Raw genomic sequence first — 23,651 nt, forward strand, 5'->3', positions numbered from 1 at the left:
AACTCACCGCCCCGGCCGGACCACCGCCGCATGCGAGCCGATCCGGTCGAGTTCCTGCTGTGCGTGCCCCGCACCGCCGTCCACGAGCTCGTCGGCGTGCTGCTCGGTCGGCCGCACCGGCCGCTGGCGGTCCCTCGACGTGCCCGCCGCGATACCCATGCTGGACAGTTGCGCGGTGCCGTCTCGGCCGGGCGGGAAGCTTCACGGAGGCGATCCAGCGTCATCCCGCGGCGCGGCGCGGACGAGGAACGCCGCGAGATTGTTGGGCGCGCCGAGCGGATCAGGCGTCCGCCGGCGGGTGGCGGTCGAACGGTTGGCGCACAGGCGCCGATGATTCCGCTGCCACGGCGACCGCACGGACCTGATCGATCTACCGGCCACCGAGGTCGGCCGGAACGAACTCGGCACAGATCGAGCGGCGTCGATGCGGTGAGCCTGCGGCATCAGCGCTCGATCATGTTGCCGAGGCGGCCGCAGGACTACCGCGATGCCGTGTCCGGCGGGCTCTCCTGGCCGAGGACCCGGTGCGCGCGGCGATCTAACGCCGGTGCGGAGCGTCGAATTCGGCGTCCGGCAGCTCGGTGCCGTCGGGTGGCTCCGCGACCGTGTGGATCTCGATGACCGGGTTGGTGTCGGCGGGCAGGTCGGCGCTGTCGAGTTTCGCGGTGCGGGTCTCGACGCGCTCGGTTCGAGCGCCGGAGGTGTCGATGTCGGTCCAGCAGAACGTCGGGTCCTTCATGCCGCGCAGCACGATGGTGTCGTAGAACGTCCACTTGGCCCGTTCGTCTTCCGTACCGGCCTCGATCACCGCTTGGCTCACCAGGATTCGCCGCGGCACCTCCTTGGCCGCCGTGGTGAGACGGGCGGCCTCGTTGACGGCGTCGCCGATCACCGTGAATTCCAGCCGGGTGTCGGAGCCGACGTCGCCGGCGAAGACCGGGCCGCGCGCGACGCCGATCCCGATGTCGAGCTCTCCGGTGGCGAGCACCTCGTCCCGGATGCGCCGCGCCGCCCGCAACGCCGGGGTCGCGTTGTCGCGCAGGGCGATCGGCGCTCCGAAGACGCACAGCGCCGCGTCGCCCTCGAACTTGTTGACCAGGCCGTTGTTCTCCTCGGTCGCCGCGACGACGATCGCGAGCAGGCGGTTGAGCTTGGCGACGAACTCCTGCGGCGGCAGCCCGGTGGACAGCTCCACCGACCCGGTCACGTCGACGAACAGCGCCGACACCTCGCGCACGTCACCGCTGAGATCCGCCCCGCGGGCCAGGGCGCGCTCGGCCACCTCGGGGCCGACGTGCCTGCCGAAGACCTCCCGCATCCGCTCCCGCTCGCGCAGGTTCGCCGCCAGCTCGTTGACCGAGTGCTCCAAGCGGCCGATCTCGCTGGTGCTGCCGATGGGCACCCGGGCACCGAGATCGCCCTGCGCGATGCGGTCCAGCGCGCGACGCAGGGTGCGCATCGGCGCGGCGACCGCGCGGGCGAGGAACGCCGTGGCCAGCGCGCCCACACCGATCCCGACCGCGGACAGGTAGATGGCCGTGCGCACCCGGTCGGGCGCGGCGGCCACCGGATCGGCCAGCACGACGATCAGCATGAGCAGCGGGAGCGCCGCCGCCACCGCCCAGGTCAGCACGACCCGCACCAGCACGGAGGAACTCCAGTGCATGGTCCAGCCGAGCACCCCGGCGACCACCGGAATCGTCGGCCGGATCAACCGGTCCACGATCAGGAAGGTGACCGCCGCCGACTCGAAGGCGCCGATCGTGAACAGCGCCGCCGTCACGCCGGGATCGTTGTCCGGGCTCAATCGCGCGAAGATGACCGTCGCCACGATCACGCCGGGAATCCACAGCGCGAGCGCGCGCATGCTGATCGCGACGGGTAGGAGCAGCAGGCGCCGCGCCTCCACCTCCGTGGGTTTGCGCCCTGCGTCGAGCCAGCCGAAGTACAACTTGCGATCGCGCACGGCCAGGACGATGCCGGCCACGAACCCCACCGCCGGATAGATGCCGACGAAGGCGAGCGCCCGCACCCAATCCGTGCCCAGCCTGCCGAGGAACCCGTTGAGCCACAGCTGGGTGACGATCACCGCGAGACCGCTGAGATTCGCCGTGGTGACCAGCGCGGCCAGGCCACCCCGCGCTTTGAGCGCCCAGAGGACGAGTTTCGCGATCATCGGATTCGCGATCCCGAGGCCCGACCGGTGCGGGCCCGCTCCGGTGTAGGTGCCGCGCCCGCCATGGACTCCGCACCTGCTGGGGTGATGACCCGCCTTCCGAAGGCGGCGGTCGCAGGGTTCCCGCAGCTGCCCGAGCGCAGCGGCTGGTGCTTCGCGATCCGGGCTGATACCGGAGACTCCGCCGACCGAAGATCACCGAGCGCCCGTCCCGAGGGCGGCAGACGCCGCGCGACCGCCGGAAACGGCAAGGCGATGCCACGCGAGGCGGCGACGGAGAACACGAACGAGCAGCATAGAGCCACGGCGACCGGCACAGGAGTTTTCCCGGTGATCTCCCCGGACCCGCCCGCCGACCAGCCGCACCGCGGCATCGTCGGTCCGTCGTCCGGCAGCGCGGAGCAGGCGATGGGGTGGATCACCGCCCGATCGGGCCTCGGCCCGCCCGCGCACCGGCGCTCGCGGCGCGGATGCCGAATCGCCGCGCGGCTTTCGGACGCACGCTGTTCCATTGCCTGCGCCGCCCCTCTCGTCCGACCTCCCCGTCGACTCTATGCGCTCAGCGCAGGACCACGAGCCACACCGCCGCGTAGTGGGTCAACGCGGCCAGCACCGTGGCCGCGTGGAAGAACTCGTGATGCCCGAAGACGGTGGGCCACGGGTTCGGCCACTTCGTGGCGTAGAGGATCGCGCCGCCGCTGTAGAACAGGCCGCCGATCAGCAGCAGGATCAGCGGCGCGATGCCGATCTGGCCGTTGAGCTGGCCGGCCACCGGCACGATGGCCCAGCCCAGCAGCAAATACAGCGGAACGCCGACCCAGCGGGGCGCGGTGGGCCACAGCAGTTTCAGTGCCACTCCGGCCAGCGCACCGGCCCAGACCACGGCCAGCAGCGTCTGCCCGGTGCGTCCGGGCAGGCCGAGCAGGGCGAAAGGGGTGTAGCTGCCCGCGATGAACAGGAAGATCATCGAGTGGTCCGCTCGCTTCATCCGGATGCGGGCGCGCGCGGTCGGCCAGGTCACCCGGTGATAGACCGCGCTCACGCCGAACAGCCCGCACACGGTGAGCCCGTAGACCAGCGTCGACCACCCCGCGGTCGCGGAGACCCTGGCGGCGGTGGCGATCAGCACGACGGCCGCGATCGCGGCGACGCCGACGGCCCAGGTGTGGATCCAGCCCCGCATGCGCGGTTTGACCAGTGCCCCGGCGAGCGCTTCGCCCGCAGAGGCGGGAACCGGTGTGACCACTGCCGCATCGGCGGCGTCGACCGATTCGGACACGAATACCTCCTAGTGGGGACGGCAGGAGCAGCCTGTCCACGGCCCCACGCCGGACCGAGGACGGACGCGGTAGTTGAACCCGTCAGTAACCTACGCAACCGTAACTTGCGTGCTCCCGGCCACTGTACCGGCGTATCGCGGTCGATGCCGCGTTCGTGTCGCCGAGGCGTAGGGTTGCCCGCGTGGAACTTCCGAGTCAGGTGCGGGGTCTGCCGTATCGCATCTACGAGGCCCGGCTGTCCAGGCAGCTGGCCGGCAAGCAGCATCCCCGGCACGTCGCGGTGATGTGTGACGGCAATCGCCGGTGGGCGCGGGAGAACGGTTTCACCGACGTCAGCCACGGCCATCGGGTCGGCGCGCTGAAGATCGCCGAGCTGGTCGGCTGGTGCGAGGCCGAGGGCATCGAGATGGTGACCGTGTACCTGCTGTCCACCGAGAATCTCCAGCGTGATCCGGACGAGCTGGAGACGCTGTTCGAGGTCATCACCGACGTGGTGGAGGAGCTGTCGGCGCCGGAGCAGAACTGGAGTGTGCGCATCGTCGGCTCGCTCGACGGCTTCCCGGAGCTGATCGCCAAGCGGATGCGCACCGCGGCCGAGCGCACCGACGGCCGCAACGGCGTGCACGTCAACGTCGCGGTCGGCTACGGCGGCAGGCAGGAGATCGCCGACGCGGTGCGCTCGCTGGTCCGTCAGGAGATCGCCGCGGGCGAGACCGGCGAGGACCTGGTGCAGTCGATCACCGTGAACGCCATCGGCCAGCATCTCTACACTTCCGGTCAGCCGGACCCGGACCTGGTCATTCGCACCTCCGGCGAGCAGCGGCTGTCCGGGTTCCTGCTGTGGCAGAGCGCATACTCGGAGATATGGTTCACCGAGGCGTACTGGCCGGAGTTCCGCCGGGTGGATTTCCTGCGGGCGCTGCGCGACTTCGCCGCGCGTCATCGCCGTTTCGGCGTCTGATCCGGGGTCGCGCCGGTGAATCCGGCGCCATCACCACGCTTCTCGCGTACCGTGCGGTCTCATGAGCTCGTTCGATCACCGGCCCGCCGGAGCCGCGCGGGGCGAACCGGACGACTCGATCAGCTATGCGGAGTTCGGTAGACGCTTCCTGGAGTACGCCGCCTCCGAAGCGCGCATCTCGGGCGCGTTCGCCCAGCTGACCGGTAGCGCCTTCGATTTCGGCCCGATCGGGGCCGGGCCGGGCCGACTGGCCAAGGTGACCGCACAGGTGCGGCTCGGCGCGTCCCGGTTGGGCCGTCGCGACGACGAGACCATCGCGTTCGAACTGATCATCCCGCTGGAGGTCGACCTGCTACTGGACTTGGCGGTCGACCGGCACCGGTTCCACGTCGAGGGAACCGTGCATCTGCACCTGACGGTGCACACGGCGGCGCCGCTGCGGGTGGTGATCGATATCGCCGAGCCGCGCCCGGCCGACGTGCGCGTCAGCGTGGCCGCCGCCACCAGGCGCGGGCAAATGCTGCGCGCTCTCGTCGGCGTCGATCACGAGATCAGGCGTTTCGTCGCCCGCTATATCTCCGCCGAGATCCGTAAGCCGCACATCGCCGCGGTGCGGGATATCGATGTCGCGCAGCGCCTCGACGAAGCGTGGAAATTGTAAGCGGAATCACAATTTCCGCAGTCGCAGCCGATTGATGCTGTGATCGGCGTCCTTGCGCAGCACCAGGGTCGCGCGCGGGCGAGTGGGCAGAATGTTCTCCACGAGATTCGGCCGGTTGGTGTTGTTCCAGATCTCCTGCGCCGCGGCGGTCGCCTGCTCGTCGGTGAATCCGGAGTAGTGGTGGAAATGCGCGTTCGGATCGGCGAACGCGGTCTTGCGCAGGGTGAGAAACCTTTGCACGTACCACTTCTCGATGTCCTCGATGCGCGCGTCCACGTAGATCGAGAAGTCGAACAGATCCGACACCATCAGACGCGGACCGGTCTGCAACACGTTCAACCCCTCCACGATCAGAATGTCGGGCTGGCGCACGCAGTGCAGCTTGTCCGGCACGATGTCGTAGGAGATGTGCGAATACACCGGCGCGCAGACCTCGGCCGCGCCTGATTTCACCTCGGTGACGAATCGCAGCAGCTTGCGGCGGTCGTAGCTCTCCGGAAAACCTTTGCGGTGCATGATGCCGCGCCGGGTGAGTTCCGCGGTGGGATAGAGGAATCCGTCGGTGGTGACCAGGTCCACGCGCGGGTGGTGATCCCAGCGCGCCAGCAGGGCTTGCAGTACGCGCGCGGTGGTGGACTTGCCCACCGCGACGCTGCCCGCCACGCCGATCACGAACGGCACCTGCTGGTCGGGATGGGTTTCGCCGAGAAATGTGGCGGTCGCGGCGAACAGTCGCTGCCGCGCGGCCACCTGCAGGTGGATGAGACGAGCGAGCGGGAGATACACCTCCGCGACTTCTTCGAGATCGATCTGTTCCCCGAGGCCGCGCAGGCCGATGAGTTCTTCCTCGGTGAGCACCAGGGGAGTCGATTTACGCAGGGTCCGCCACTGTTTCCGGTCGAATTCCACGTAGGGACTCGGCTCACTCATTCGTGCCATTTACCCGACGCTCCGTTTCGGCAAACACGCACAGTTACCGTGCGGATCCGGTGAGATTCGGTCTAGCTGTCGCCGCATAGGCGAATTCTGCTCCGCGCCGACACGATGAGCCGAGCGGGGTGCCACTACCGGTTGGTAACCGGCTCGATGCCCCAGGTGTGGGCCGCTAATCTCGGCTGGCATGGAAGCGCATCCGCTCGTGACCGAATACCTGCGGCTCGGCCTCGCCTTCGACCGGCTGGAGGAAGGATTCGTCGACGCCTACACCGGTGATCCCGCGCTGCGCAACGAGGTGCGCGCCGCGCCGGCCCCGCAGCCGCGCGAGCTGGCCCGCCGGGCCGCCGAGTTGCGCGGCGCGGTGCCGGAGGCCGGACTGACGCCGCAGCGCGCCGAGTTCCTCGACGTGCACCTGCGCGCGCTGGAGTGCTCCGCACGGAAGTTCGCCGGCGAGGACATCGGCTTCATCGACGAGGTGCGCGCCTACTTCGACGTCGACATCACGCCCGGCGACGTGGACGACTACCGCGAGGCGCACCGGCAGATGGACGAGGTGCTCGCCGGGGACGGTCCGCTGTCCGAGCGGATGGCCGCTCATCGCAAGGCCGACGAGATCCCGCCGGAGCGCCTGGCGGTCTGCGTCGAGGCGTTCTCCGGTGCGCTGCGTGAGCTGGTGCGCGCCCGCTACCCGCTGCCGGACCACGAGCACGTCACCTACGAGGTGGTCGGAGACAAGCCCTGGTCCGGGTTCAACTACTACCTGGGCAACTACCGCTCCCGCGTCGCGATCAACTCCGACCTCGAGCAGCACATGGCGCACCTGCCGCAGCTGATCGCGCACGAGTCCTACCCGGGCCACCACACCGAGCACTGCCGCAAGGAAGCCGGGCTGGTCGCCGCCGGGCAGGCCGAGCAGACGCTGTTCCTGGTCAACACCCCGCAGTGCCTGATGGCCGAGGGCCTCGCCGATCTGGCGTTGCGTTCCATCGTCGGGCCCGGCTGGGGCAAGTGGGCACAGGAGATCTACGCGGATCTCGGGCTGCGCTTCGACGGCGAACGAGCCGAACGCCTTTCGAACGCCTCGGCGAAGCTGCTGGGCGTGCGCCAGGACGCCGCGCTGCTGCTGCACGACCGGGGCCGCTCGCACGACGAGGTGGTGGAGTTCTTGCAGACCTGGAGCCTGACGACGCCGGAGCGGGCGCGCCAGTCGCTGCGCTTCCTGTCCTCGCCGCTGTGGCGCGCCTATATCTCCACCTACGTCGAGGGATACCGGCTGCTGGGTGGCTGGCTCGATCGCGCGGCCGACGCCGAGGACCGGGCCGATCGGTTCCGCAGGCTGCTCGACGAGCCGCTCACGCCGGGCGCGGTGCGCGCGGCGGTGTGAGAATCACTGGATCACCGCACAGCCCTGTCCGCCCGCGGAGAGGCTGCACAGCAGCAACGAAAGGGTGCGCAGCAGCGCCTCGACCGGAGAGGCGGGCACCGAGACCGAGCCGATCATGTCCGTTCCTTCCTGGGTTCGGTGGTCACGCGCCCGCGAAAGTGATGCGCACCGAGATCGGGTCGCTTTCCAGCGCTTTCATGGTGCGTTCGGCGACGGCGGCGGCGACGCGCCCTTTGGCGAACGTGCGGGAGCGTGCCACCACATCGTCCTGCGGCACGAAGGCGGCCGTGCCGGTGCGCCAGTGGCTGCCCTGCCGGAGCCGGACGTGCGGGTCGGCGGCGATGTTGCGGGCCCAGCCGGAACGATAGCCGTGCTGCGAGATCAGCCACGCGCCGGTCTCGTCGATCGACGCGGTGACCGGCACCCGCCGCGGCTGCCCGGATTTCGCTCCGACCGTCTCCAGTTCGGCGATCAGCGACGATCGGATGCCGAGCCGGTCGAGCAGGCCGACGGCCGGGTTGACCAGGTAGCGGCCGATCAGGCGTTCGCGCCGGAATTTGCGTACCGCGGCGCTCGGTGTTCGTCCGGCCATGACAGTGCTCCTCAGGTTCGATGCGGGCGGAAGACGGCGCAGGTGGTGGTGGCGTGCGCGACCAGGCGGCCCTGCTCGTCGACCACCCGCCCCTCCGCGGTCGCGGTGCTGCGCCCGACGTGGATCGTGGTGCCGGTGGCGGTGAGGCGCTGCCCGTCGGTGGGCACGGCGCGGATGTAGTTGATCTTCAGCTCCAGCGTCGTGTATCCCACGCCTGGCTCCAGCGTGGTGTGCACCGCGCAGCCCATCACCGAGTCGAGCAGGGTGGCGCAGATGCCGCCGTGCGTGGTGCCGAGCGGGTTGGCGAAGTCGGGCCTGGTCCGCAGGGCGAAGACCACCTTGCCGTGCTCGAGTTCGTCGACCTCCATGCCGAGCAGGTCGCCGATGAACGGCGGGCGGTCCGTCCTGCTCATCGCGGTGCGCAGGAGCTCGAGGCCGGACAGCTGAGCCGGATCGACGGTGGCTTCGGACATGGGTCCCATCCTTTCGATGAACCGATCGGTCCACATCTGTCATGATTGCAACATGGACCGATCGGTTCACGCAACCCTCGAGCAAGGAACCCGCATGACCACAGGGCCGCGGACCAGGCTGATCGAAACCGCCATCGAACTGGTGCGCGAACAGGGTGTGCACGCCGCGGGGCTCGCGACGCTGCTGGAGCGGAGCAACGCCTCGCGCAACTCGCTCTATCAGCACTTCCCCTCCGGTAAGAGCGAGCTGGTCGAGACCGCGACGCGCGTGGCGGGCGTGCGGATCGGCGAGGTGATCGACAAGGTCACCGCCGCGCCGCCGCGCCGGTGGTTCGATTCGCTCATCGGCTGGTGGGTCGGCGCGTTGCGCAAGACCGGCTACCGCGCCGGGTGCCCGGTCGTCGGGGCGGCGCTGGCCGAGTCGGAACCCCGGGTGCAGGCTGCCGCGGGCGAGGTCTTCGGGGATTGGCACCAACGGCTCGGGGCGGCGCTCACCGCCGCGGGCTTGGACGCCGAGGAAGCGCGCTCGTTCAGCAGTTTCGTGTTCAGCGCGATGGAAGGGGCCATCGTCCAGGCGCGGGCCATGAAATCCACGCAGCCGCTGGAGGACGCGCAGCGGCATCTGGCGGTGCTGTTGGAGACCTATCTGCCGGAAGACGGCGCATCGAGTTGACGGGCCGGCGCGTCACTGCGGATCGCCCGGCGCGCCACCGCTGACCAGGAGGGGTGAACCCCCTGCTCGAGGGCCGGGCATGCGGCCCATAGACTGAGGGTCGTGACGCAGACGACCGCCTCTGTCAATACCCAGTCTCTCGGTGAGCTCGATCCGGAGCTCGCTGCCGCGATGGCAGGCGAGCTCGCCCGCGAACGCGACACGCTCGAGATGATCGCCTCGGAGAACTTCGTGCCGCGCGCGGTGCTGCAGGCGCAGGGCAGCGTGCTGACCAACAAGTACGCCGAGGGCTACCCGGGGCGGCGCTACTACGGCGGTTGCGAGCACGTCGACGTGGTGGAGACCTTGGCCCGCGACCGTGCCAAGGAGCTGTTCGGCGCCGAATTCGCCAATGTCCAGCCGCATTCCGGCGCGCAGGCGAACGCCGCGGTGCTGATGTCGCTGATGGACCCGGGCGACAAGCTGCTCGGTCTCGACCTCGCGCACGGCGGTCACCTGACCCACGGCATGCGCCTGAACTTCTCCGGCAAGCTCTACGAGGTGCACTCCTACGGAGTGAGCAAGGAAGACCACCGCGTCGACATGGACGAGGTGCGCGAGATCGCCTTGCAGGCGCGTCCGAAGGTGATCGTGGCGGGGTGGTCGGCCTACCCGCGCCACCAGGACTTCGCGGCGTTCCGCTCGATCGCCGACGAGGTCGGCGCCTACCTGTGGGTGGACATGGCCCACTTCGCCGGTCTGGTCGCCGCCGGCCTGCACCCCTCGCCGGTGCCCTACGCCGACGTCGTGTCCTCGACCGTGCACAAGACCCTCGGCGGTCCGCGCTCCGGCCTGATCCTAGCCAAGCAGGAGTACGCCAAGAAGCTGAACAGCTCGGTGTTCCCCGGCCAGCAGGGCGGGCCGCTGATGCACGCCATCGCCGCCAAGGCCGTCGCGTTCAAGATCGCCGCGAGCGAGGAGTTCCGCAATCGCCAGGAGCGCACCCTCTCCGGTGCGAAGATCCTGGCCGAGCGGCTCACCGCCGCCGACGTCAAGGACAAGGGCATCAGCGTGCTCACCGGCGGCACCGATGTGCATCTGGTGCTGGTCGACCTGCGCAACTCCGAGCTCGACGGCCAGCAGGGCGAGGATCTGCTGCACGAGATCGGTATCACGGTGAACCGCAACGCCGTTCCGTTCGATCCGCGTCCCCCGATGGTCACCTCCGGCCTGCGCATCGGCACCGCCGCCCTGGCCACCCGCGGCTTCGGCGACACCGAGTTCGCCGAGGTCGCCGACATCATCGCGAGCGCGCTGGCCGGTAGCGCCGACCTGGACGCGCTGCGCGCCCGGGTGAGCAAGCTGGCCAAGGACGTTCCGCTGTACGACGGCTTGGAGGACTGGCGCCTGCTGGGCTGACGCCGGTTCGCTTCGTGCGTCCGGCGCGGCCGGATGCACGAAGCCCGTCGCGGCCGCTTCCTGGATCCACAGTCCTTGCCGACGGGCACGGCGATCCGGGAGCTACCTATCCATCCGCGCCTTCGCTCGCACAATCGATTCGTCCAGGTACCGGGCGATATCGGCGCTGGTGCCGGGGCGGATCATCAGGGCGCGGTTCGCGGGGACCTCGCAGTAGCGGCCGTCGGGCGTGTCGATCCAGCGGAGCCGGCCGGTGCGCAGCGGTTCGGCGTTGCGCGGGCCGAGCAGCACGGTGGCGGTGCCGCGGGTGGCGCACGACTGCCGCCAGAAGCGCCGGTAACGCTCCTTCGCCTGGCTGGCGGGCGCGTTGCCGAAGACGTCGGGGCGATCGTCGTTGAGATCATCGAGCAGGAAGCTCTTCTCACCCACCGTTCCCGCCGTGGCGTCCGGCAGCAGACGCACCACTTCGGTGGCGAGCTGATCGATCCGGCAGCGCCGCAAACGCACTAGTCCGCCGTCCGGCGCGGGCGACTGCGCGGCGAGCACACCGGAACCGCTGCGGGTACCGCAGGCCACCGCGCGAAGTTCGACGCCTCCGCGCGTGTTGTCGTAGCCGAACAGCTCGATGCGCCAGTCCGGAACGGCCAGCGTGGTGATCGCGCCGCGCAGTGGCAGCCGCTCGGCGCGTCCCAGCTCGGCGTTGAACTGCCGCTGATACGCCTGGTACTCGTTGCGGCCGGGGAAGCGGCTGGTGAACCGGAACGGAAAGGGCATGCGGTCCAAGCCCGTCCCGAACCAGGCCGCGGCGAACTGCTCGGCCGACAGCGACCACTGGGTGGTCATTGCTCACCGAGCACGGGCGGCACCGTCGGTTTCACCTCGCCGAGCAGTTCTTTCGCGTGTTCCTCGGTGCGCAGGTACTTCGGCGAGTCGTGCTCGTCGTCGTCCGTGCGCCTGCCGCGCAGTCCCGGCGGCACCATGCCCGAATAACCTGCGGCGCCCGTTGCCCCCGGGCGCCCGGGCGCGGTGGGTTGCCCATTCGCCGCGGCGGGGACGGTGGGCTGGGCGGGCCGAGACGTGCCCGCGCGCGCTTCGTTGTCCGAGGTGGTCGGGATGCCGGCCGGGCCGGGGGCGCCGCCCGCCCTGCTCGGCGTGCCGGTCGGTCTGCCGGTGAACGAGGTCGGGGTGACGGTGGTGGGTGTCGTCTGCGGCGGCGGTGCGGAGGGGACGATGGGCGCGTACGGTGTGGATGTCTGCGTCCTCGTGATGGATGCCGGAGTGGTCGCCGCGGTGTCCTGGTTCGAGGAAACCGCTTGCGACGGGACAGTTTCCGGCGTGTCCGCAGCGGTTGGATGCACTCCGCTGTCCGGCTCGCCGTCGTCCGCGGAACCGGTGGGGGAGGCGGTGTCCGCAGTGGAAGATGGTTCGCCGGAGGCGGAGTTGTCCGGGGAGCGGGTGAGGGCCACGGCCTGCGAGTCGACGCTCGTGCCGCTTTCCACGCCCGTGCCGGTTCCCGGGTCGGGATTGGTTTCCGAACTGGTGCCGGTTCCCGAACCCACGCCGGGCTGCACACCGGTCGGCGCCGCTGCGGCAGGAGCGACCGGGGGTGGCAGCGTCGGGATACCCGGAGCGGTGGCCCCGTACGGCTGGATGTACTGGGTGTTCATCTCGTCGCGGGCCTGTTCCTCCCGCGAGTTGCGCTGTGCCGGATCGGCCGTCGCACCCGAGGCGTCCAGCAGCTCCGGCACCGACATCTTGAACTTGGCCGCCGCGTCGGCCGCCGCCGACAGCGGCAGACTCTGCGCGCCGATGGCTTCCCCGAGTTCGCCCACCCGCGCCGCGTACTCTCGCACGCCGCGGACCGCGCTGTCGGCCGCCGCGCCCTCCCAATGCTGTTCTACCGCGTTCTTGATCGCGTCCTCGAATCGCTGGCCCGCGTTCGTCACCGCCGCGGCGATGGCCGACCACGCGGCGAACGCGCCGTCGAGCGCGGCGGGATTCATCGCGTCGGCGGCTTGCTTGATCTCAGCGTGCGAAAAGCTCTGCGCGTTCTCCGGGTTGGTGATCGCGCGGCCGTCGGTCTGTCTCATGATCGCTTCCCCCGGTGGTCAGCTGCCCGCGGGCAGCAACGGTGCGACTGCTGTGGCGATATCGGTGGCGATATCGCAGGCGACGAGGTGTTTGTTTGTCGATGTCTGCGGCACATTCGTCAAGATGTAGAGCGAGCCCGAACGCATCTCGACGTTGATCGTGCAGCCGCCGGGTACGTCCGGACGTGCTTCGTAGCGGACGGCTTTGCGATCGCCCGCCGGGATGTTGACGGCCGCAGGGTATTTGCTGCGTATCTGGTCGATGGTGCCGTTGGTGGTCTCGACGACGAATCCGTACCCGGCCCGTGCGACATACCGGCACCCCTTCCAGGTGAGGCCGCCTTGGCTGTCCTGTTTGGGTTCCGGGGGTCTCGAATCCCACTGGTGCTCAGCGAGAAACTGCGGTGTCAGGGCGGTGCAGGGATCGAACGCGGACTGCGGGTTCGTCTGTGGCGATGCGCTCGAGCTGGAACCGGCCACGCCGGTAGCCGAGACCGCCGGATCGCTCGGTGCCGTCCCGCCGCATCCGGAGAGCAGGACAAGGCCGGCCGCTGCGGCGACGAATCCGGTTGTTCGAATGCCTGTGCCGGCTTTCATGCGCTGAGCTTCCGCATCGCGGCCGCGAATTCCGTATCGGTCCGAATGTAGCCGTCGCGGATGGTCGCGAACATGGATTTGATCTCTTGCGCCACGGAGATGTACTCGGTGAGCGTATCGAAGGCGTTGTTCGGGCCGCCGAATGCTTTCTCTCTGAACAGTCGCACCAGTTCCACAGCGGAGGTCAGCTTCGGATCGTCTTCACCCAGCCCCCACTGCTGCCGCTCGCCGAGTTCGCGCGCGTCGGTTTGAGCCGCGACGAGCGTGTCGATCAACTCCTGGCACGCCTGATCGATCTCCACGAACGCCTGCGGGTCCATCCGCACTCGCAACGCCCCGGTTTTCGCAGCTTCGATGTACCCGGGAAACGGGCTGTCCGCCATCGCCGCCCCTTCCGTCAGTGCCGTCTGACCTTATAGACGCGCCCCGTCTCGCTCCGGTTCCATCGAAACACAGCCGAATCCTCCGGTCGCCCCGTCCCGCCGGTCGTCGCCGGCCGCGCACGGCTCTCACCTGGGATGTTGTGCCGCGCAGCGACCGGTGCGGCGACCTCGATCGCTGTCAAGGCTGCTGACGAGCGCTCAGCGCGCATTCGCCGCCGCGACCAGAGCGGGGTAGTCCTGCAAGTCGATGTCGTTGGCGGCGTTGTCGCTGTATTTCGTCATCAGCGCGAACATCCGGGAACCGAGGAACCAGTTGCGCGTCTTGATGCCGCGCGCGGTCTTCGGGGCCAGGAAGCGACCGGCATTGCTGTTGCCCGCGATCTTCGCGTATCGCTTCATGAGCTCGTCGTAGCGAGCGAAGGCGACGGTGTGATCGCCGTCGGCCAAGGCCAGCTCACCCGCGATGACGTACGCACCGACCACGGCCAGCCCGGTGCCGAAGCCGCCGAGGGTGTTCCCGTAGCCGGAGTCGCCGACCAGCGCGACACGGCCCTTGGTGTACCCGTGGGGCATCCGGACCCGGCCGATCGAATCCATGTAGAAATCATCGAATTCGGGCAGTTCGGCGAGCATTCGCGGCACGTCCCAACCGACCTCGGCGAAGGTCTCGGCGAGGATGCGCCGCTGGGCCGCGCTGTCGTCGCGGGCGTAATCCAGTTCGGGGGAGGCGAACATGTACATCTGCTGCGCCTTGGGGCCGCCGCTGATCGCGAGGCGGCCGGGCGCGTTGTGGCCGTACGCGACCACCCGCTCGCGCGTCCCGGCGGAGGTGCCGCTCCACGGGCCGACCCCCGCGACGGCGTAGTAGTAGCCGAGGTGCTTCACGAAGTCGCGCTCGGGACCGAAGGCGAGTCTGCGGACCCGGGAATGGATGCCGTCGGCGCCGAAGACGAGGTCGAAGGTGCGGGCGGGGGCGTGCTCGAATTCGACGTGGACGCCGGCCGAGGTCTCGGTGAGCGCGGTGATCGAATCGCCGAACAGGTAGTCGCAACGGTCGGCGGTGCGCCGGTACAGGATCTCGGACAGATCGCCGCGCAGGATCTCCACATCGCCGCCGGTGAACTCACCCGACATCAGCGCCAGCTCGTCGCCCCGCTCGTCCACGAAGACGGTGTCGGTGGTGCCCGTCCTGCGCTGCTCGATGTCCGCCAGCACGCCCATCCGTTCCAGCACCGTGCGGTGGGTGCGGCCCTTGAAGTCGATCGCCTGACCGCCGGGGCGCAGCGCCGCGGCCCGCTCCACGACGGTGACCGCGAAGCCGTAGCGGTGCAGCCAGTAGGCCAGCGCGGGTCCGGCGATGCTCGCGCCGGAGATGAGAACGGTGGTGTTGCGCATGAGATTCTCCTCGTAAAATCTGCGTCCTACGGAAACTGTATCCGATGGACGCTGATTAGCGTATGGTAGACACAGTTACACGTCAAGGCGATCTCCGGAAGGATCTCGGGCATGCCGACACCGACCACACTGGAACTGCTCTGGGGTACCGGTCCGCGGCCCAAACGCGGGCCGAAACCCGCGCTGTCGCTGGAGCGGATAGTCGCCGAGGCCATCGCGCTGGCCGACGCGGAAGGGCTGGCGAACCTGTCCATGCAGCGGCTGGCCGAGCGCTTGGGTTTCACGAAGATGTCGCTGTACCGCTATGTGCCGGGCAAGGCGGAACTCGTCGCGCTGATGCTGGACACCGCACTCGGCCTGCCGCCGGAACTGAGCGCGGAGGCGCCGGAGGACGGATGGCGCGAGCCGCTGCGCGTGTGGTGCGAGACGATCTACGCGCGCTTCAGCGCCCACCCGTGGTCACTGGAGGTGTCGGTGGGTCTGCGGCCGGTCGGCCCGAACGAGCTGGCATGGATGGAGGCCGCACTCGGCGCGCTCGCCGGAACCGGGCTCACCACGGCCGAACGGCTGGACACGATCGTGCTGCTGACCGGGCACGCCCGCAGTTTGGCCACGCAGGTGCGGGTGGCCGACGCCGACGCGTTCGAAAGGCAGATCGCGGGTCAGTTCGCCGAAATGGTGGCCGCCGCGGCCGACCGGTATCCGGCCGCGGCCGCCGCGTTCGCCGAAGGCGGCGCGGTGGCGGGCGGCGAGGGCGCGCTGCGATTCGGCATCGAGCGGATTCTCGACGGACTGGCCGTGCTCATCGCGCGCCGCGGGTGACCGGCGCGGCCTACGCTCGGACCATGACCGACGAACCCGATCTGAAACAGGACTCGATCACCACCGTGCGGGAGTTCTTCGCCGCGCTGGAGATGGGCGCCGCCGAGGAGGCGATCGACCTGCTGCACCCGGACATCGTCTGGAAGAACACCTCGCTGCCCGATGTGAAGGGCGTCCGCCGGGTCGGCGGCGTGCTGCGCGGCCTGCGTCGCGACTGGCTCGGCTTCGGGGTCGACCTGCACCACATCGCCGCCGACGGCGACGTCGTGCTCACCGACCGCACCGACTATCTGCGCTTCGGCCCGGTGCGCACCGGCTTCTGGGTGACCGGCACCTTCGAACTGCGTGACGGCCGAATCATCTTGTGGCACGACCACTTCAGCTGGGAGAACTTCCTGCGCGGCACGGCTGTCGGACTCTGGCGCGCGGCGCTCGCCCGGCGCTGACCGGCCTCAGGAGTGCTGGGCCAGGTAGTCCAGATACACCGGGCGCAACACCTCGGCGACCGCGCCGTCACCCGCGTGGACGTAGTCGTCGAGCATGGGCAGCACGTACTTGATGTCCGCCTCGCTTTCGCCGACGTTGCCCGCGGCGGCCTCCGCGGCCGGGATCGACGTGAGCAGCCGCCACAGGAACTTCACATCCCCACGCCGCACGGCGAGCTTCATCGCCCGGTCGTGCAGCTCCTTCGACGACAGCTTCTCCAAATCCTCGTTACCGGACATACCAGCGACTCTATCCGTCGAATCGGGCGACAGCGACCGCGTGGCGAAGTCCGTCGCGGCCCGCACGCCGTGCTGCGATGACTGCTATGACACCGCAACCTGGACCCGGCTTCCGGATCAAGCGCGTCTACGACGACTCCGACCCCGACGACGGCACCCGGGTGCTGGTCGACCGGCTCTGGCCGAGGGGCATCACCAAAGCGCAAGCGCGGGTCGATCGCTGGCCCAAGGCGATCACTCCGACCACCGAATTGCGGCGCTGGTTCCACGCCGATCGCGACGCGCGCGGCCCGGAATTCGCCGACCGATACCGCGCCGAACTCGCCGCGCCGGAGGTTCAGCAAGATTTGCGGGATTTGCGCGCCCTGGCCGCCGAAGGTCCGGTCACATTGCTCACGGCCGTACAGGATCCGGCGCACAGCCATGTTCCGGTATTGCTCGACGTGCTCCGGTGAACCCGTGTGACGTGCGGGTTTACCACAAATTCACGGACACGCCTCGCGGTCCCTGAGCGCGGACACCGTGATCGGAGGTAGCGTCGGGTGTGCGGGCCGCGGCGGTGTGGCTCGTACGGGAGGTCCTGACCGTGACTGAGCTACTCAGTACGAGGGGGCCGGCGCCCGGCCCTCGTGGCATCTGACGGCAACGTCGGGTCCATCAGGACGGACCGGTCCAGCGAGATCGTTCGTGCGAGTACCGCACGAACACAGAGGAGCCCACCGTGACTGCTGCACGCTCCGTTTCCGCTCCCTCGGCGAACTCCAGCTCCGCGAAAGGCGGAGCCGCCGCGAAGGGGGCCCGCCCCTCGCAATTACTCGGCAAAACCTTCGTCATCGATACGTCCGTCCTGCTGTCGGATCCCTGGTCCTTCACGCGGTTCGGCGAACACGACGTGGTGTTACCCCTGGTGGTCATCAGTGAACTCGAAGCCAAACGGCACCATCACGAGCTGGGCTGGTTCGCGCGAGAAGCTCTGCGCAACCTCGACGATCTGCGCCTGCAGCACGGCAGGCTGGATCAGCAGGTGCCGATCGGCACCGAGGGCGGAACGTTGCAGGTGGAACTGAACCACACCGATCCCGCGGTCCTTCCGGTCGGCTTCCGCACCGACACCAACGACTCCCGGATCCTGGCCTGTGCGCTCAACCTCGCGGCCGAGGGCCGCGAAGTGGTGTTGGTGTCCAAGGACATTCCGCTGCGGGTCAAGGCCAGCGCGGTGGGCTTGCACGCCGACGAGTATCACGCCCAGGACGTGGTGACCTCGGGCTGGTCCGGCATGGTGGAACTCGATGTCAGCACCGCGCGCATCGATCAGCTCTACGCCGAGTCGGTGATCGACTTGGACGAAGCGCGAGAGCTGCCCTGCCACACCGGTGTTCGGCTGCTCGGCGTCAGCTCCAGCGCGCTGGGGCGCGTGACGCCGGACAAGCGGGTGCAGCTGGTGCGCGAGCGCGAGGCGTTCGGTCTGCACGGCCGTTCCGCCGAGCAGCGCATCGCGCTCGACCTGCTGCTGGACGAGAGCGTCGGCATCGTCTCCCTCGGCGGCCGGGCCGGTACCGGCAAGTCGGCGCTCGCGTTGACCGCGGGCCTGGAGGCGGTGCTGGAACGGCGCGCGCAACGCAAGGTGGTGGTCTTCCGTCCGCTCTACGCGGTGGGCGGCCAGGAGCTGGGCTATCTGCCCGGCACCGAGAGCGAGAAGATGGGCCCGTGGGCGCAGGCGGTCTTCGACACGCTCGACGGGCTGGCCAGCCGTGAGGTGATGGAAGAGGTGCTCAGCCGCGACATGCTGGAGGTGTTGCCGCTGACCCACATTCGCGGGCGGTCGCTGCACGACTCCTTCGTCATCGTGGACGAAGCACAGTCGCTGGAGCGGAACGTGCTGCTCACGGTGCTCAGCAGGCTGGGAACCGGCTCGCGGGTGGTGCTCACCCACGACGTGGCCCAGCGCGACAACCTGCGCGTCGGCAGGCACGACGGGGTCGCGGCGGTGGTCGAGAAACTCAAAGGTCATCCGCTCTTCGCGCACATCACGCTGACCCGTAGCGAGCGCTCGCCGATCGCGGCGCTGGTCACCGAGATGCTGGAGGAGTACGGCCCCAACGCCTGAGTTCGCGACGCCGTTCAGCGGCGGGTTTCACCGCAGGTCCGGTGGGTATCACCCGCCGCGATAGCAGTTGAGTATGACCCGGTGGCCGCTCGTCGGTCACCGGGTCATTGCCTGACAATCGGCCGAGGCTGCGCGCGGCGTCGTCATGGAGTCGTGGTGCGCCCGCAGCCCCCAGCGAGAGGATGGACATGCACCACTTCGCTCGACGAACGGCTGGATTCACCGCAGTGCTCGCCGCGGCAGGACTGGTCTTGGCCGCCTGCGGCGACAATGACGACAAAGGCGACAGCGCCAAGACCGGTATGGCCAGTATGACCGGCATGGTCACCTCGATGATGAGCCCCGGCGCCGCGACCACCACGCACGCCGAGGGGAGCGCCACGCACACCGAGGGGAGCGCGACCAAGACCTCCGGCGCGGCAGCCGCCGAGGGGACCAAGATCGCCACGCCCGGTGGCGAGATCAGCGTCGACGGCGACATCTACAAGAAGTACGAACAGCTCGGGGGACCGACGGGCACGCTCGGCCTTCCGCTGCAGGCCGAGGAGCAGGGCCCCGACGACGGGGAGTACCAGGACTTCGCCGGCGGCACCATCTACGAGGCCAAGGACGGCGAACCGCACGTCGTCTGGGGCGAGATCCGCAAGGCGTGGGAAGACAACGGCGGCGCGCAGGGGCAGCTGGGGTACCCGGTCAGCGACGAGAAGGACATCCCCGGCGGCAAGCAGAGCGACTTCTCCGGCGGCACCATCACGTGGGTGAACGGTACTATCACCGTCACGCCGAAATAGGAGCCAGATATTCGGCGTCCGGGATCGCGGCGCGGTCTCGGTTGCCTGTGAATCCCATCCATCCGTCCCCGCTCCGCGGGCCAAGCCGCTAGGTTATCTCGGTGCAAACTCTCCTGACCGATCGCGAATTGCTCGAATCGCTCGCGGTGGACGTAGAACTGCTGCTGCGTAAGCACGTGGATGTCGCCGACGGGTGGCAGCCGCACGACTTCGTGCCGTGGGACGACGGGCGCAACTTCGCCTTCCTCGGCGGCGCCGACTGGGCGCCTGAGCAGTCCGAACTCAGCGAGACCGCCAAACTGGCGTTGACCGTCTCGGTGCTGATCGCCGACAACTTGCCCTCGTATCACCGCGAGATCGGCAAGTACCTGCGCACCGGCGCGTGGTGGCGCTGGGTCGGCCGCTGGACGGCCGAGGAGAACCGCCACGAGATCACCATCCGCAACTACCTCATGGTGACCAGGTCCGTCGATCCGGTGGAGCTGGAGCGGCTGCGCATGGAGCACATGACCAAGGGCTTCCGCCGCCCTGCGATGCACTTGCTCGATGTACTGGCCAACTGCGCGTTCGAGGAGGCCGCCAGCGCGGTCCGGCATCGCAACACCGCGGCGCTCGGGGAGAACCCACTGGTCACAGCCATCGCCGAGCGCATTGCGCTGGACGATGAACTGCAGTCGGTGTTCTTCGCCGACCTGGTGGCCGCCGCGCTGGATCTGGCGCCGGACCAGACCGTGCGGGCCATCGCCGACCGGGTCGCCGGCTTCGAGGTCCCGACGGTGACGCTGCCGGACGGCCGCAGCAGCGACGTGGTGCTCGCCGAGGCGGGCATCTACGACCGGGCCAAGGAGGGCGAACTGGTGTTCGCCCCGCTGCTGAAGCGGTGGAACATTTTCGGCCGCACCGATTTCGGCCCGGACGGGGAGTCGGCGCGCGAGGAACTCGCGCACCTGCGCGACTGAACCGCGGCCCGGCACAGCGATCGAACGCCACCTCGGCTACCGGGGTGGCGTTCGTTTCGCCGGTCAGTCCCGCTTCTTCACCTTCGCCATGGCCAGCACGTCGAGGCGGCGGTCGAGCTCGTCCTCGGTCAGCTTCTCGTCGAGCAGGCCGCGGTCGATGACCGTCTGGCGGATGGTCTTCTTCTCCTTCAGCGCTTCCTTCGCGACGGCCGCCGCCTCCTCGTAGCCGATCGCCGAGTTCAGCGGCGTCACGATGGAAGGGGAGGACTCGGCGAGGGTGCGCAAGTGCTCGACATTGGCGACCAAGCCGCGCACGCACTTGTCGGCGAACAGCCGGGAGACGTTGGCCAGCAGACGGATCGACTCCAGCAGGTTGCGCGCCATCACCGGGATGTACACGTTCAGCTCGAAAGCGCCGTTCGCGCCCGCGAACGCCACCGCGGCGTCGTTGCCGATCACCTGCGCGCCGACCTGGGTCACCGCCTCCGGCAGCACCGGGTTCACCTTGCCGGGCATGATCGAGCTGCCCGGCTGCAGGTCCGGCAGCTGGATCTCGGCCAGGCCGGTGAGCGGGCCCGAGCCCATCCAGCGGATGTCGTTGGCGATCTTGGTCAGGCTCACCGCGATGGTGCGCAGCGCGCCGGACGCCTCCACCAGGCCGTCGCGCGCGGCCTGCGCCTCGAAGTGGTCCTCGGCCTCGCGCAGCGCGTCGATGCCGGTGGCCCGCACCAGTTCGGCGACCACCTTCGCGCCGAAGCCGTCGGGCGCGTTCAACCCGGTGCCGACCGCCGTGCCGCCGATGGGCAGCTCGCCGAGCCGCGGCAGCGTCGCCATGATGCGGTCGATGCCCGCGGCGACCTGCCGGGTGTAGCCGCCGAACTCCTGCCCGAGCGTCACCGGGACGGCGTCCATGAGGTGGGTGCGACCGGACTTCACCACGGTGCGCCATTCCGTCGACTTGTCCAGCAGCGCCAGCCGCAGATGCTCCAGCGCGGGGACCAGATCGGTGATGACCGCTTCGGTGGCCGCGAGATGCGTTGCGGTGGGGAAGGTGTCGTTGGACGACTGGGACATGTTCACGTCGTCGTTCGGGTGGACGGTGACGCCGTTGGCCTTGGCCAGCGAGGCGATCACCTCGTTGGCGTTCATGTTCGAGCTGGTGCCGGAACCGGTCTGGAAGACGTCGATCGGGAACTGATCGTCGTGTTCGCCGCGCGCGATCTCGTTCGCCGCGGCGATGATGGCGTCGGCCTTCACGGGATCGAGCAGCCCCAGGTCGCGGTTCACCGTCGCACACGCGGCCTTGAGCAGGCCGAGCGCGCGAATCTGCGCCCGCTCCAAGCCGCGTCCGCTGATCGGGAAGTTCTCCACGGCGCGCTGGGTCTGCGCCCGCCACAAAGCGTCCACCGGAACCCGGACCTCGCCCATGGTGTCGTGCTCGATGCGGTACTGCGTCTGCTCGCTCATGATCCCGACCCTATGCCGCGACAGCGGCCCGTGGGGCAGGCACGCCTGAGGTCATTCGCACACCTCGGCGGGCCTTCGCCCGGGAATACGAACCGTTCTCTCGAGCGCCCGCGCCCGGGTGCGCCGAAGCCGCGCCCGCCTCGACCCAGGTTCCCTCCGCGCTCTCTCACTCTCACTGTCCCCGGTGGCGCGCTGCCGCATGAATCGTCGCGACCGAGACAACAGATCGACGGCCGCGCGACACGTGGCCGTGATCGAGCGGTGTGGAAAAAGGTTTCCTGGGTGCCGCGGCCTGCCCTGCGCGAGCGTTGAGCCTCGGCTCGAGGTACCGGCCGAATCGAAATCAGCGAGCGTCACGCACCCTGGCCGCCGACGTGCGGCGGCAATCCCGCCTATTCGATCGCCGTGGGTGGAAAGCGACCGAGGCACCATGAACGGCGCACATCGGGTGCGGCGGTTTGCCCCCTGCGGAACCACCGACCCCCACTCCCGGTTCCGAGCGAAGCGAGACCGAGCATCCGCCGTTCGCGGCCCGGCTCGCGTTTGCGCGGCCGCCGCGTTCGCGACGAAGTCGCCAGCGGTGGTTGCGCAAACGTAAGCCACGAGGGGGCCGCGAACACCCAGCGTCGCAGGCGCTGGAAAAAAATTACGGCAGCGGCGGGACCGCGTGTTCGTCGCCGATGAAATCGACCGAGGAGTATTCGCGCAGCTTGGTCAGGCGGTGGTAGGCGTCGATCATGCGGACCGTGCCGGACTTCGAGCGCATCACGATCGACTGGGTGGACGCGCCGCCGCCGTAGTAGCGCACGCCGCGCAGCAGGTCGCCGTCGGTCACGCCGGTGGCGCAGAAGAAGACGTTCTCACCGGAGACCAGGTCTTCGGTGGTCAGGACGCGGTCGAGGTCGTGGCCCGCGTCGATGGCCTTCTGCCGTTCCTCGTCGTCCTTCGGCGCGAGCATGCCCTGGAGCTCACCGCCCATACAGCGCATCGCGGCGGCGGCGATGATGCCCTCGGGGGTGCCGCCGATGCCGACCAGGATGTCGGTGCCGGAGTCGGGGCGGGCCGCGGCGATCGCGCCTGCGACGTCGCCGTCGGAGATCAGGCGGATGCGCGCGCCCGCGTCACGCACCTGCTGGATCAGCTCGGCGTGCCGGGGGCGGTCCAGGATGCAGACGGTCAGGTCGGACTTCGCGGAGTTCTTGGCCTTGGCGACCCGGCTGATGTTCTCCGCGATCGGGGCGGAGATATCGATCACGTCGGCGGCGTCGGGGCCGACGGCGATCTTGTGCATGTAGAACACCGCGGACGGGTCGAACATGGCGCCGCGCTCGGCGACGGCGAGCACCGAGATCGCGCCGGGCACGCCCTTGGACATCAGCGTGGTGCCGTCGATCGGGTCGACCGCGAAGTCGACTTCCGGGCCGGTGCCGTCGCCGACGGCCTCGCCGTTGTACAGCATGGGCGCTTCGTCCTTCTCGCCCTCGCCGATGACGACGATGCCGCGCATGGACACCGAGCTGACCAGCTGCCGCATGGCGTCGACGGCGGCGCCGTCGCCCCCTTCCTTGTCGCCGCGTCCGACCCACCGGCCCGCGGCCATCGCCCCTGCCTCGGTCACGCGGACCAGCTCGAGTGCGAGGTTGCGGTCGGGCGCCTCGCGGCGGCTAGGTGTGGGGGAAGTTGCCGTCATTGCGGGGTGCCTCCTGTGCGTCGGTACGTACCGGTCAATTGTCTCATTCGATGTGGCACGGGCGTACACCCCTGCTCGTGGTGTCCGGGGT

Annotated in this window: 25 protein-coding genes; 11 read left to right on the plus strand and 14 right to left on the minus strand. The window is 69.2% G+C overall.

From position 1 onward, the window contains the following. Positions 1-3: 3 nt before the first annotated feature. The 3 genes from U3653_RS25405 to trhA form a co-directional block, all read right to left on the minus strand. Complete coding sequence (locus tag U3653_RS25405; protein ID WP_195082534.1) at positions 4-159, minus strand: hypothetical protein; 156 nt, start codon at positions 157-159, stop codon at positions 4-6. Between the two features lie 379 nt (positions 160-538). Then, positions 539-2,176 (minus strand): adenylate/guanylate cyclase domain-containing protein, encoded by a 1,638-nt coding sequence (locus tag U3653_RS25410; protein WP_195082535.1) that lies wholly within the window; start codon positions 2,174-2,176, stop codon positions 539-541. 559 nt (positions 2,177-2,735) lie between these two features. Beyond that, positions 2,736-3,359, minus strand: a complete 624-nt coding sequence (trhA, locus tag U3653_RS25415) for a PAQR family membrane homeostasis protein TrhA (RefSeq protein ID WP_067809364.1) — start codon at positions 3,357-3,359, stop codon at positions 2,736-2,738. 278 nt (positions 3,360-3,637) lie between these two features. Between trhA and U3653_RS25420 the strand changes: the two genes are divergently transcribed. Further along, on the plus strand, positions 3,638-4,417 hold the full coding sequence (locus tag U3653_RS25420; RefSeq protein ID WP_067809301.1) for an isoprenyl transferase: 780 nt from the start codon (positions 3,638-3,640) through the stop codon (positions 4,415-4,417). A 61-nt stretch (positions 4,418-4,478) separates the two neighbouring features. Continuing rightward, entirely contained in the window at positions 4,479-5,078 is a 600-nt protein-coding gene (locus U3653_RS25425) for a hypothetical protein (protein WP_195082536.1), read from the plus strand. Positions 5,079-5,084: 6 nt separating this feature from the next. On the opposite strand, the gene coaA is transcribed toward U3653_RS25425, so the two are convergent. Further along, positions 5,085-6,017, minus strand: coding sequence for a type I pantothenate kinase (coaA, locus tag U3653_RS25430; RefSeq protein ID WP_195082537.1), 933 nt, complete (start codon positions 6,015-6,017; stop codon positions 5,085-5,087). Between the two features lie 181 nt (positions 6,018-6,198). On the opposite strand from coaA, the gene U3653_RS25435 reads away from it, so the two are divergent. Continuing rightward, the gene (locus tag U3653_RS25435; RefSeq protein WP_195082538.1) at positions 6,199-7,398 is read left to right on the plus strand and encodes a DUF885 domain-containing protein; all 1,200 of its coding nucleotides are present in this window, start codon (positions 6,199-6,201) and stop codon (positions 7,396-7,398) included. Positions 7,399-7,540: 142 nt separating this feature from the next. On the opposite strand, the gene U3653_RS25440 is transcribed toward U3653_RS25435, so the two are convergent. Together U3653_RS25440 and U3653_RS25445 are read right to left on the minus strand one after the other, a co-directional pair. Then, positions 7,541-7,990 carry a nitroreductase family deazaflavin-dependent oxidoreductase gene (locus U3653_RS25440; protein ID WP_195082539.1) on the minus strand — a complete coding sequence of 150 codons (450 nt, stop codon included), beginning with the start codon at positions 7,988-7,990 and terminating at the stop codon, positions 7,541-7,543. An 11-nt stretch (positions 7,991-8,001) separates the two neighbouring features. Beyond that, entirely contained in the window at positions 8,002-8,463 is a 462-nt protein-coding gene (locus U3653_RS25445) for a PaaI family thioesterase (RefSeq protein ID WP_397071381.1), read from the minus strand. A 94-nt stretch (positions 8,464-8,557) separates the two neighbouring features. On the opposite strand from U3653_RS25445, the gene U3653_RS25450 reads away from it, so the two are divergent. After that, positions 8,558-9,136, plus strand: a complete 579-nt coding sequence (locus tag U3653_RS25450) for a TetR/AcrR family transcriptional regulator (RefSeq protein WP_195082541.1) — start codon at positions 8,558-8,560, stop codon at positions 9,134-9,136. 102 nt (positions 9,137-9,238) lie between these two features. After that, positions 9,239-10,534, plus strand: coding sequence for a serine hydroxymethyltransferase (gene glyA / locus U3653_RS25455; RefSeq protein WP_195082542.1), 1,296 nt, complete (start codon positions 9,239-9,241; stop codon positions 10,532-10,534). 102 nt (positions 10,535-10,636) lie between these two features. On the opposite strand, the gene U3653_RS25460 is transcribed toward glyA, so the two are convergent. The 5 genes from U3653_RS25460 to U3653_RS25480 form a co-directional block, all read right to left on the minus strand. Beyond that, positions 10,637-11,377, minus strand: coding sequence for an ESX secretion-associated protein EspG (locus tag U3653_RS25460; RefSeq protein ID WP_195082543.1), 741 nt, complete (start codon positions 11,375-11,377; stop codon positions 10,637-10,639). Then, positions 11,374-12,624, minus strand: coding sequence for a hypothetical protein (locus U3653_RS25465; RefSeq protein WP_195082544.1), 1,251 nt, complete (start codon positions 12,622-12,624; stop codon positions 11,374-11,376). The genes U3653_RS25460 and U3653_RS25465 overlap by 4 nt, the downstream gene beginning before the upstream one ends. 18 nt (positions 12,625-12,642) lie before the next feature. Then, entirely contained in the window at positions 12,643-13,221 is a 579-nt protein-coding gene (locus U3653_RS25470) for a DUF3558 domain-containing protein (RefSeq protein WP_195082545.1), read from the minus strand. Beyond that, on the minus strand, positions 13,218-13,604 hold the full coding sequence (locus U3653_RS25475) for a hypothetical protein (protein ID WP_195082546.1): 387 nt from the start codon (positions 13,602-13,604) through the stop codon (positions 13,218-13,220). Before U3653_RS25475 ends, U3653_RS25470 begins: the two co-directional genes overlap by 4 nt. A gap of 198 nt (positions 13,605-13,802) precedes the next feature. Beyond that, on the minus strand, positions 13,803-14,999 hold the full coding sequence (locus U3653_RS25480; protein WP_195082547.1) for an FAD-dependent monooxygenase: 1,197 nt from the start codon (positions 14,997-14,999) through the stop codon (positions 13,803-13,805). A 111-nt stretch (positions 15,000-15,110) separates the two neighbouring features. On the opposite strand from U3653_RS25480, the gene U3653_RS25485 reads away from it, so the two are divergent. After that, complete coding sequence (locus tag U3653_RS25485; protein ID WP_195082548.1) at positions 15,111-15,821, plus strand: TetR/AcrR family transcriptional regulator; 711 nt, start codon at positions 15,111-15,113, stop codon at positions 15,819-15,821. A 23-nt stretch (positions 15,822-15,844) separates the two neighbouring features. Continuing rightward, positions 15,845-16,267 (plus strand): limonene-1,2-epoxide hydrolase family protein, encoded by a 423-nt coding sequence (locus U3653_RS25490; protein WP_195082549.1) that lies wholly within the window; start codon positions 15,845-15,847, stop codon positions 16,265-16,267. Between the two features lie 6 nt (positions 16,268-16,273). Here U3653_RS25490 and U3653_RS25495 read toward each other — a convergent pair whose 3' ends face one another. After that, the gene (locus tag U3653_RS25495; RefSeq protein WP_039800723.1) at positions 16,274-16,546 is read right to left on the minus strand and encodes a hypothetical protein; all 273 of its coding nucleotides are present in this window, start codon (positions 16,544-16,546) and stop codon (positions 16,274-16,276) included. A gap of 86 nt (positions 16,547-16,632) precedes the next feature. Here U3653_RS25495 and U3653_RS25500 point away from each other — a divergent pair, with 86 nt between their 5' ends. The 4 genes from U3653_RS25500 (at position 16,633) to U3653_RS25515 (ending at position 20,403) form a co-directional block, all read left to right on the plus strand. Beyond that, a complete protein-coding gene (locus tag U3653_RS25500; RefSeq protein ID WP_195082550.1) occupies positions 16,633-17,001 on the plus strand; it encodes a DUF488 domain-containing protein in 369 nt (122 codons plus the stop codon). 266 nt (positions 17,002-17,267) lie between these two features. Further along, a complete protein-coding gene (phoH2, locus tag U3653_RS25505) occupies positions 17,268-18,653 on the plus strand; it encodes an RNA 5'-3' helicase PhoH2 (protein WP_195082551.1) in 1,386 nt (461 codons plus the stop codon). A 188-nt stretch (positions 18,654-18,841) separates the two neighbouring features. After that, on the plus strand, positions 18,842-19,444 hold the full coding sequence (locus U3653_RS25510; RefSeq protein WP_195082552.1) for an LGFP repeat-containing protein: 603 nt from the start codon (positions 18,842-18,844) through the stop codon (positions 19,442-19,444). Between the two features lie 101 nt (positions 19,445-19,545). Continuing rightward, positions 19,546-20,403, plus strand: a complete 858-nt coding sequence (locus tag U3653_RS25515) for an acyl-ACP desaturase (protein WP_195082553.1) — start codon at positions 19,546-19,548, stop codon at positions 20,401-20,403. Positions 20,404-20,466: 63 nt separating this feature from the next. Here U3653_RS25515 and U3653_RS25520 read toward each other — a convergent pair whose 3' ends face one another. Both U3653_RS25520 and glpX read right to left on the minus strand, forming a co-directional pair. Further along, entirely contained in the window at positions 20,467-21,870 is a 1,404-nt protein-coding gene (locus U3653_RS25520; RefSeq protein WP_195082554.1) for a class II fumarate hydratase, read from the minus strand. Positions 21,871-22,516: 646 nt separating this feature from the next. Continuing rightward, complete coding sequence (gene glpX / locus U3653_RS25525; RefSeq protein WP_067809270.1) at positions 22,517-23,560, minus strand: class II fructose-bisphosphatase; 1,044 nt, start codon at positions 23,558-23,560, stop codon at positions 22,517-22,519. Positions 23,561-23,651: the final 91 nt, after the last annotated feature.

The sequence above is a fragment of the Nocardia implantans genome, from assembly GCF_035544775.1.
GTDB lineage: Bacteria > Actinomycetota > Actinomycetes > Mycobacteriales > Mycobacteriaceae > Nocardia > Nocardia implantans.

Coding starts and splice junctions, on each gene's coding strand:
- U3653_RS25485 (WP_195082548.1), top strand. CDS start 15,111: ATGCCGACACCGACCACACTGGAACTGCTCTGGGGTACCGGTCCGCGG.
- U3653_RS25480 (WP_195082547.1), bottom strand. CDS start 14,999: ATGCGCAACACCACCGTTCTCATCTCCGGCGCGAGCATCGCCGGACCC.
- U3653_RS25435 (WP_195082538.1), top strand. CDS start 6,199: ATGGAAGCGCATCCGCTCGTGACCGAATACCTGCGGCTCGGCCTCGCC.
- U3653_RS25425 (WP_195082536.1), top strand. CDS start 4,479: ATGAGCTCGTTCGATCACCGGCCCGCCGGAGCCGCGCGGGGCGAACCG.
- U3653_RS25490 (WP_195082549.1), top strand. CDS start 15,845: ATGACCGACGAACCCGATCTGAAACAGGACTCGATCACCACCGTGCGG.
- glpX (WP_067809270.1), bottom strand. CDS start 23,560: ATGACGGCAACTTCCCCCACACCTAGCCGCCGCGAGGCGCCCGACCGC.
- U3653_RS25475 (WP_195082546.1), bottom strand. CDS start 13,604: ATGGCGGACAGCCCGTTTCCCGGGTACATCGAAGCTGCGAAAACCGGG.
- U3653_RS25445 (WP_397071381.1), bottom strand. CDS start 8,463: ATGTCCGAAGCCACCGTCGATCCGGCTCAGCTGTCCGGCCTCGAGCTC.
- U3653_RS25510 (WP_195082552.1), top strand. CDS start 18,842: ATGCACCACTTCGCTCGACGAACGGCTGGATTCACCGCAGTGCTCGCC.
- coaA (WP_195082537.1), bottom strand. CDS start 6,017: ATGGCACGAATGAGTGAGCCGAGTCCCTACGTGGAATTCGACCGGAAA.
- U3653_RS25520 (WP_195082554.1), bottom strand. CDS start 21,870: ATGAGCGAGCAGACGCAGTACCGCATCGAGCACGACACCATGGGCGAG.
- U3653_RS25440 (WP_195082539.1), bottom strand. CDS start 7,990: ATGGCCGGACGAACACCGAGCGCCGCGGTACGCAAATTCCGGCGCGAA.
- U3653_RS25465 (WP_195082544.1), bottom strand. CDS start 12,624: ATGAGACAGACCGACGGCCGCGCGATCACCAACCCGGAGAACGCGCAG.
- U3653_RS25470 (WP_195082545.1), bottom strand. CDS start 13,221: ATGAAAGCCGGCACAGGCATTCGAACAACCGGATTCGTCGCCGCAGCG.
- U3653_RS25450 (WP_195082541.1), top strand. CDS start 8,558: ATGACCACAGGGCCGCGGACCAGGCTGATCGAAACCGCCATCGAACTG.
- trhA (WP_067809364.1), bottom strand. CDS start 3,359: ATGCGGGGCTGGATCCACACCTGGGCCGTCGGCGTCGCCGCGATCGCG.
- U3653_RS25500 (WP_195082550.1), top strand. CDS start 16,633: ATGACACCGCAACCTGGACCCGGCTTCCGGATCAAGCGCGTCTACGAC.
- U3653_RS25410 (WP_195082535.1), bottom strand. CDS start 2,176: ATGATCGCGAAACTCGTCCTCTGGGCGCTCAAAGCGCGGGGTGGCCTG.
- U3653_RS25495 (WP_039800723.1), bottom strand. CDS start 16,546: ATGTCCGGTAACGAGGATTTGGAGAAGCTGTCGTCGAAGGAGCTGCAC.
- U3653_RS25405 (WP_195082534.1), bottom strand. CDS start 159: ATGGGTATCGCGGCGGGCACGTCGAGGGACCGCCAGCGGCCGGTGCGG.
- U3653_RS25460 (WP_195082543.1), bottom strand. CDS start 11,377: ATGACCACCCAGTGGTCGCTGTCGGCCGAGCAGTTCGCCGCGGCCTGG.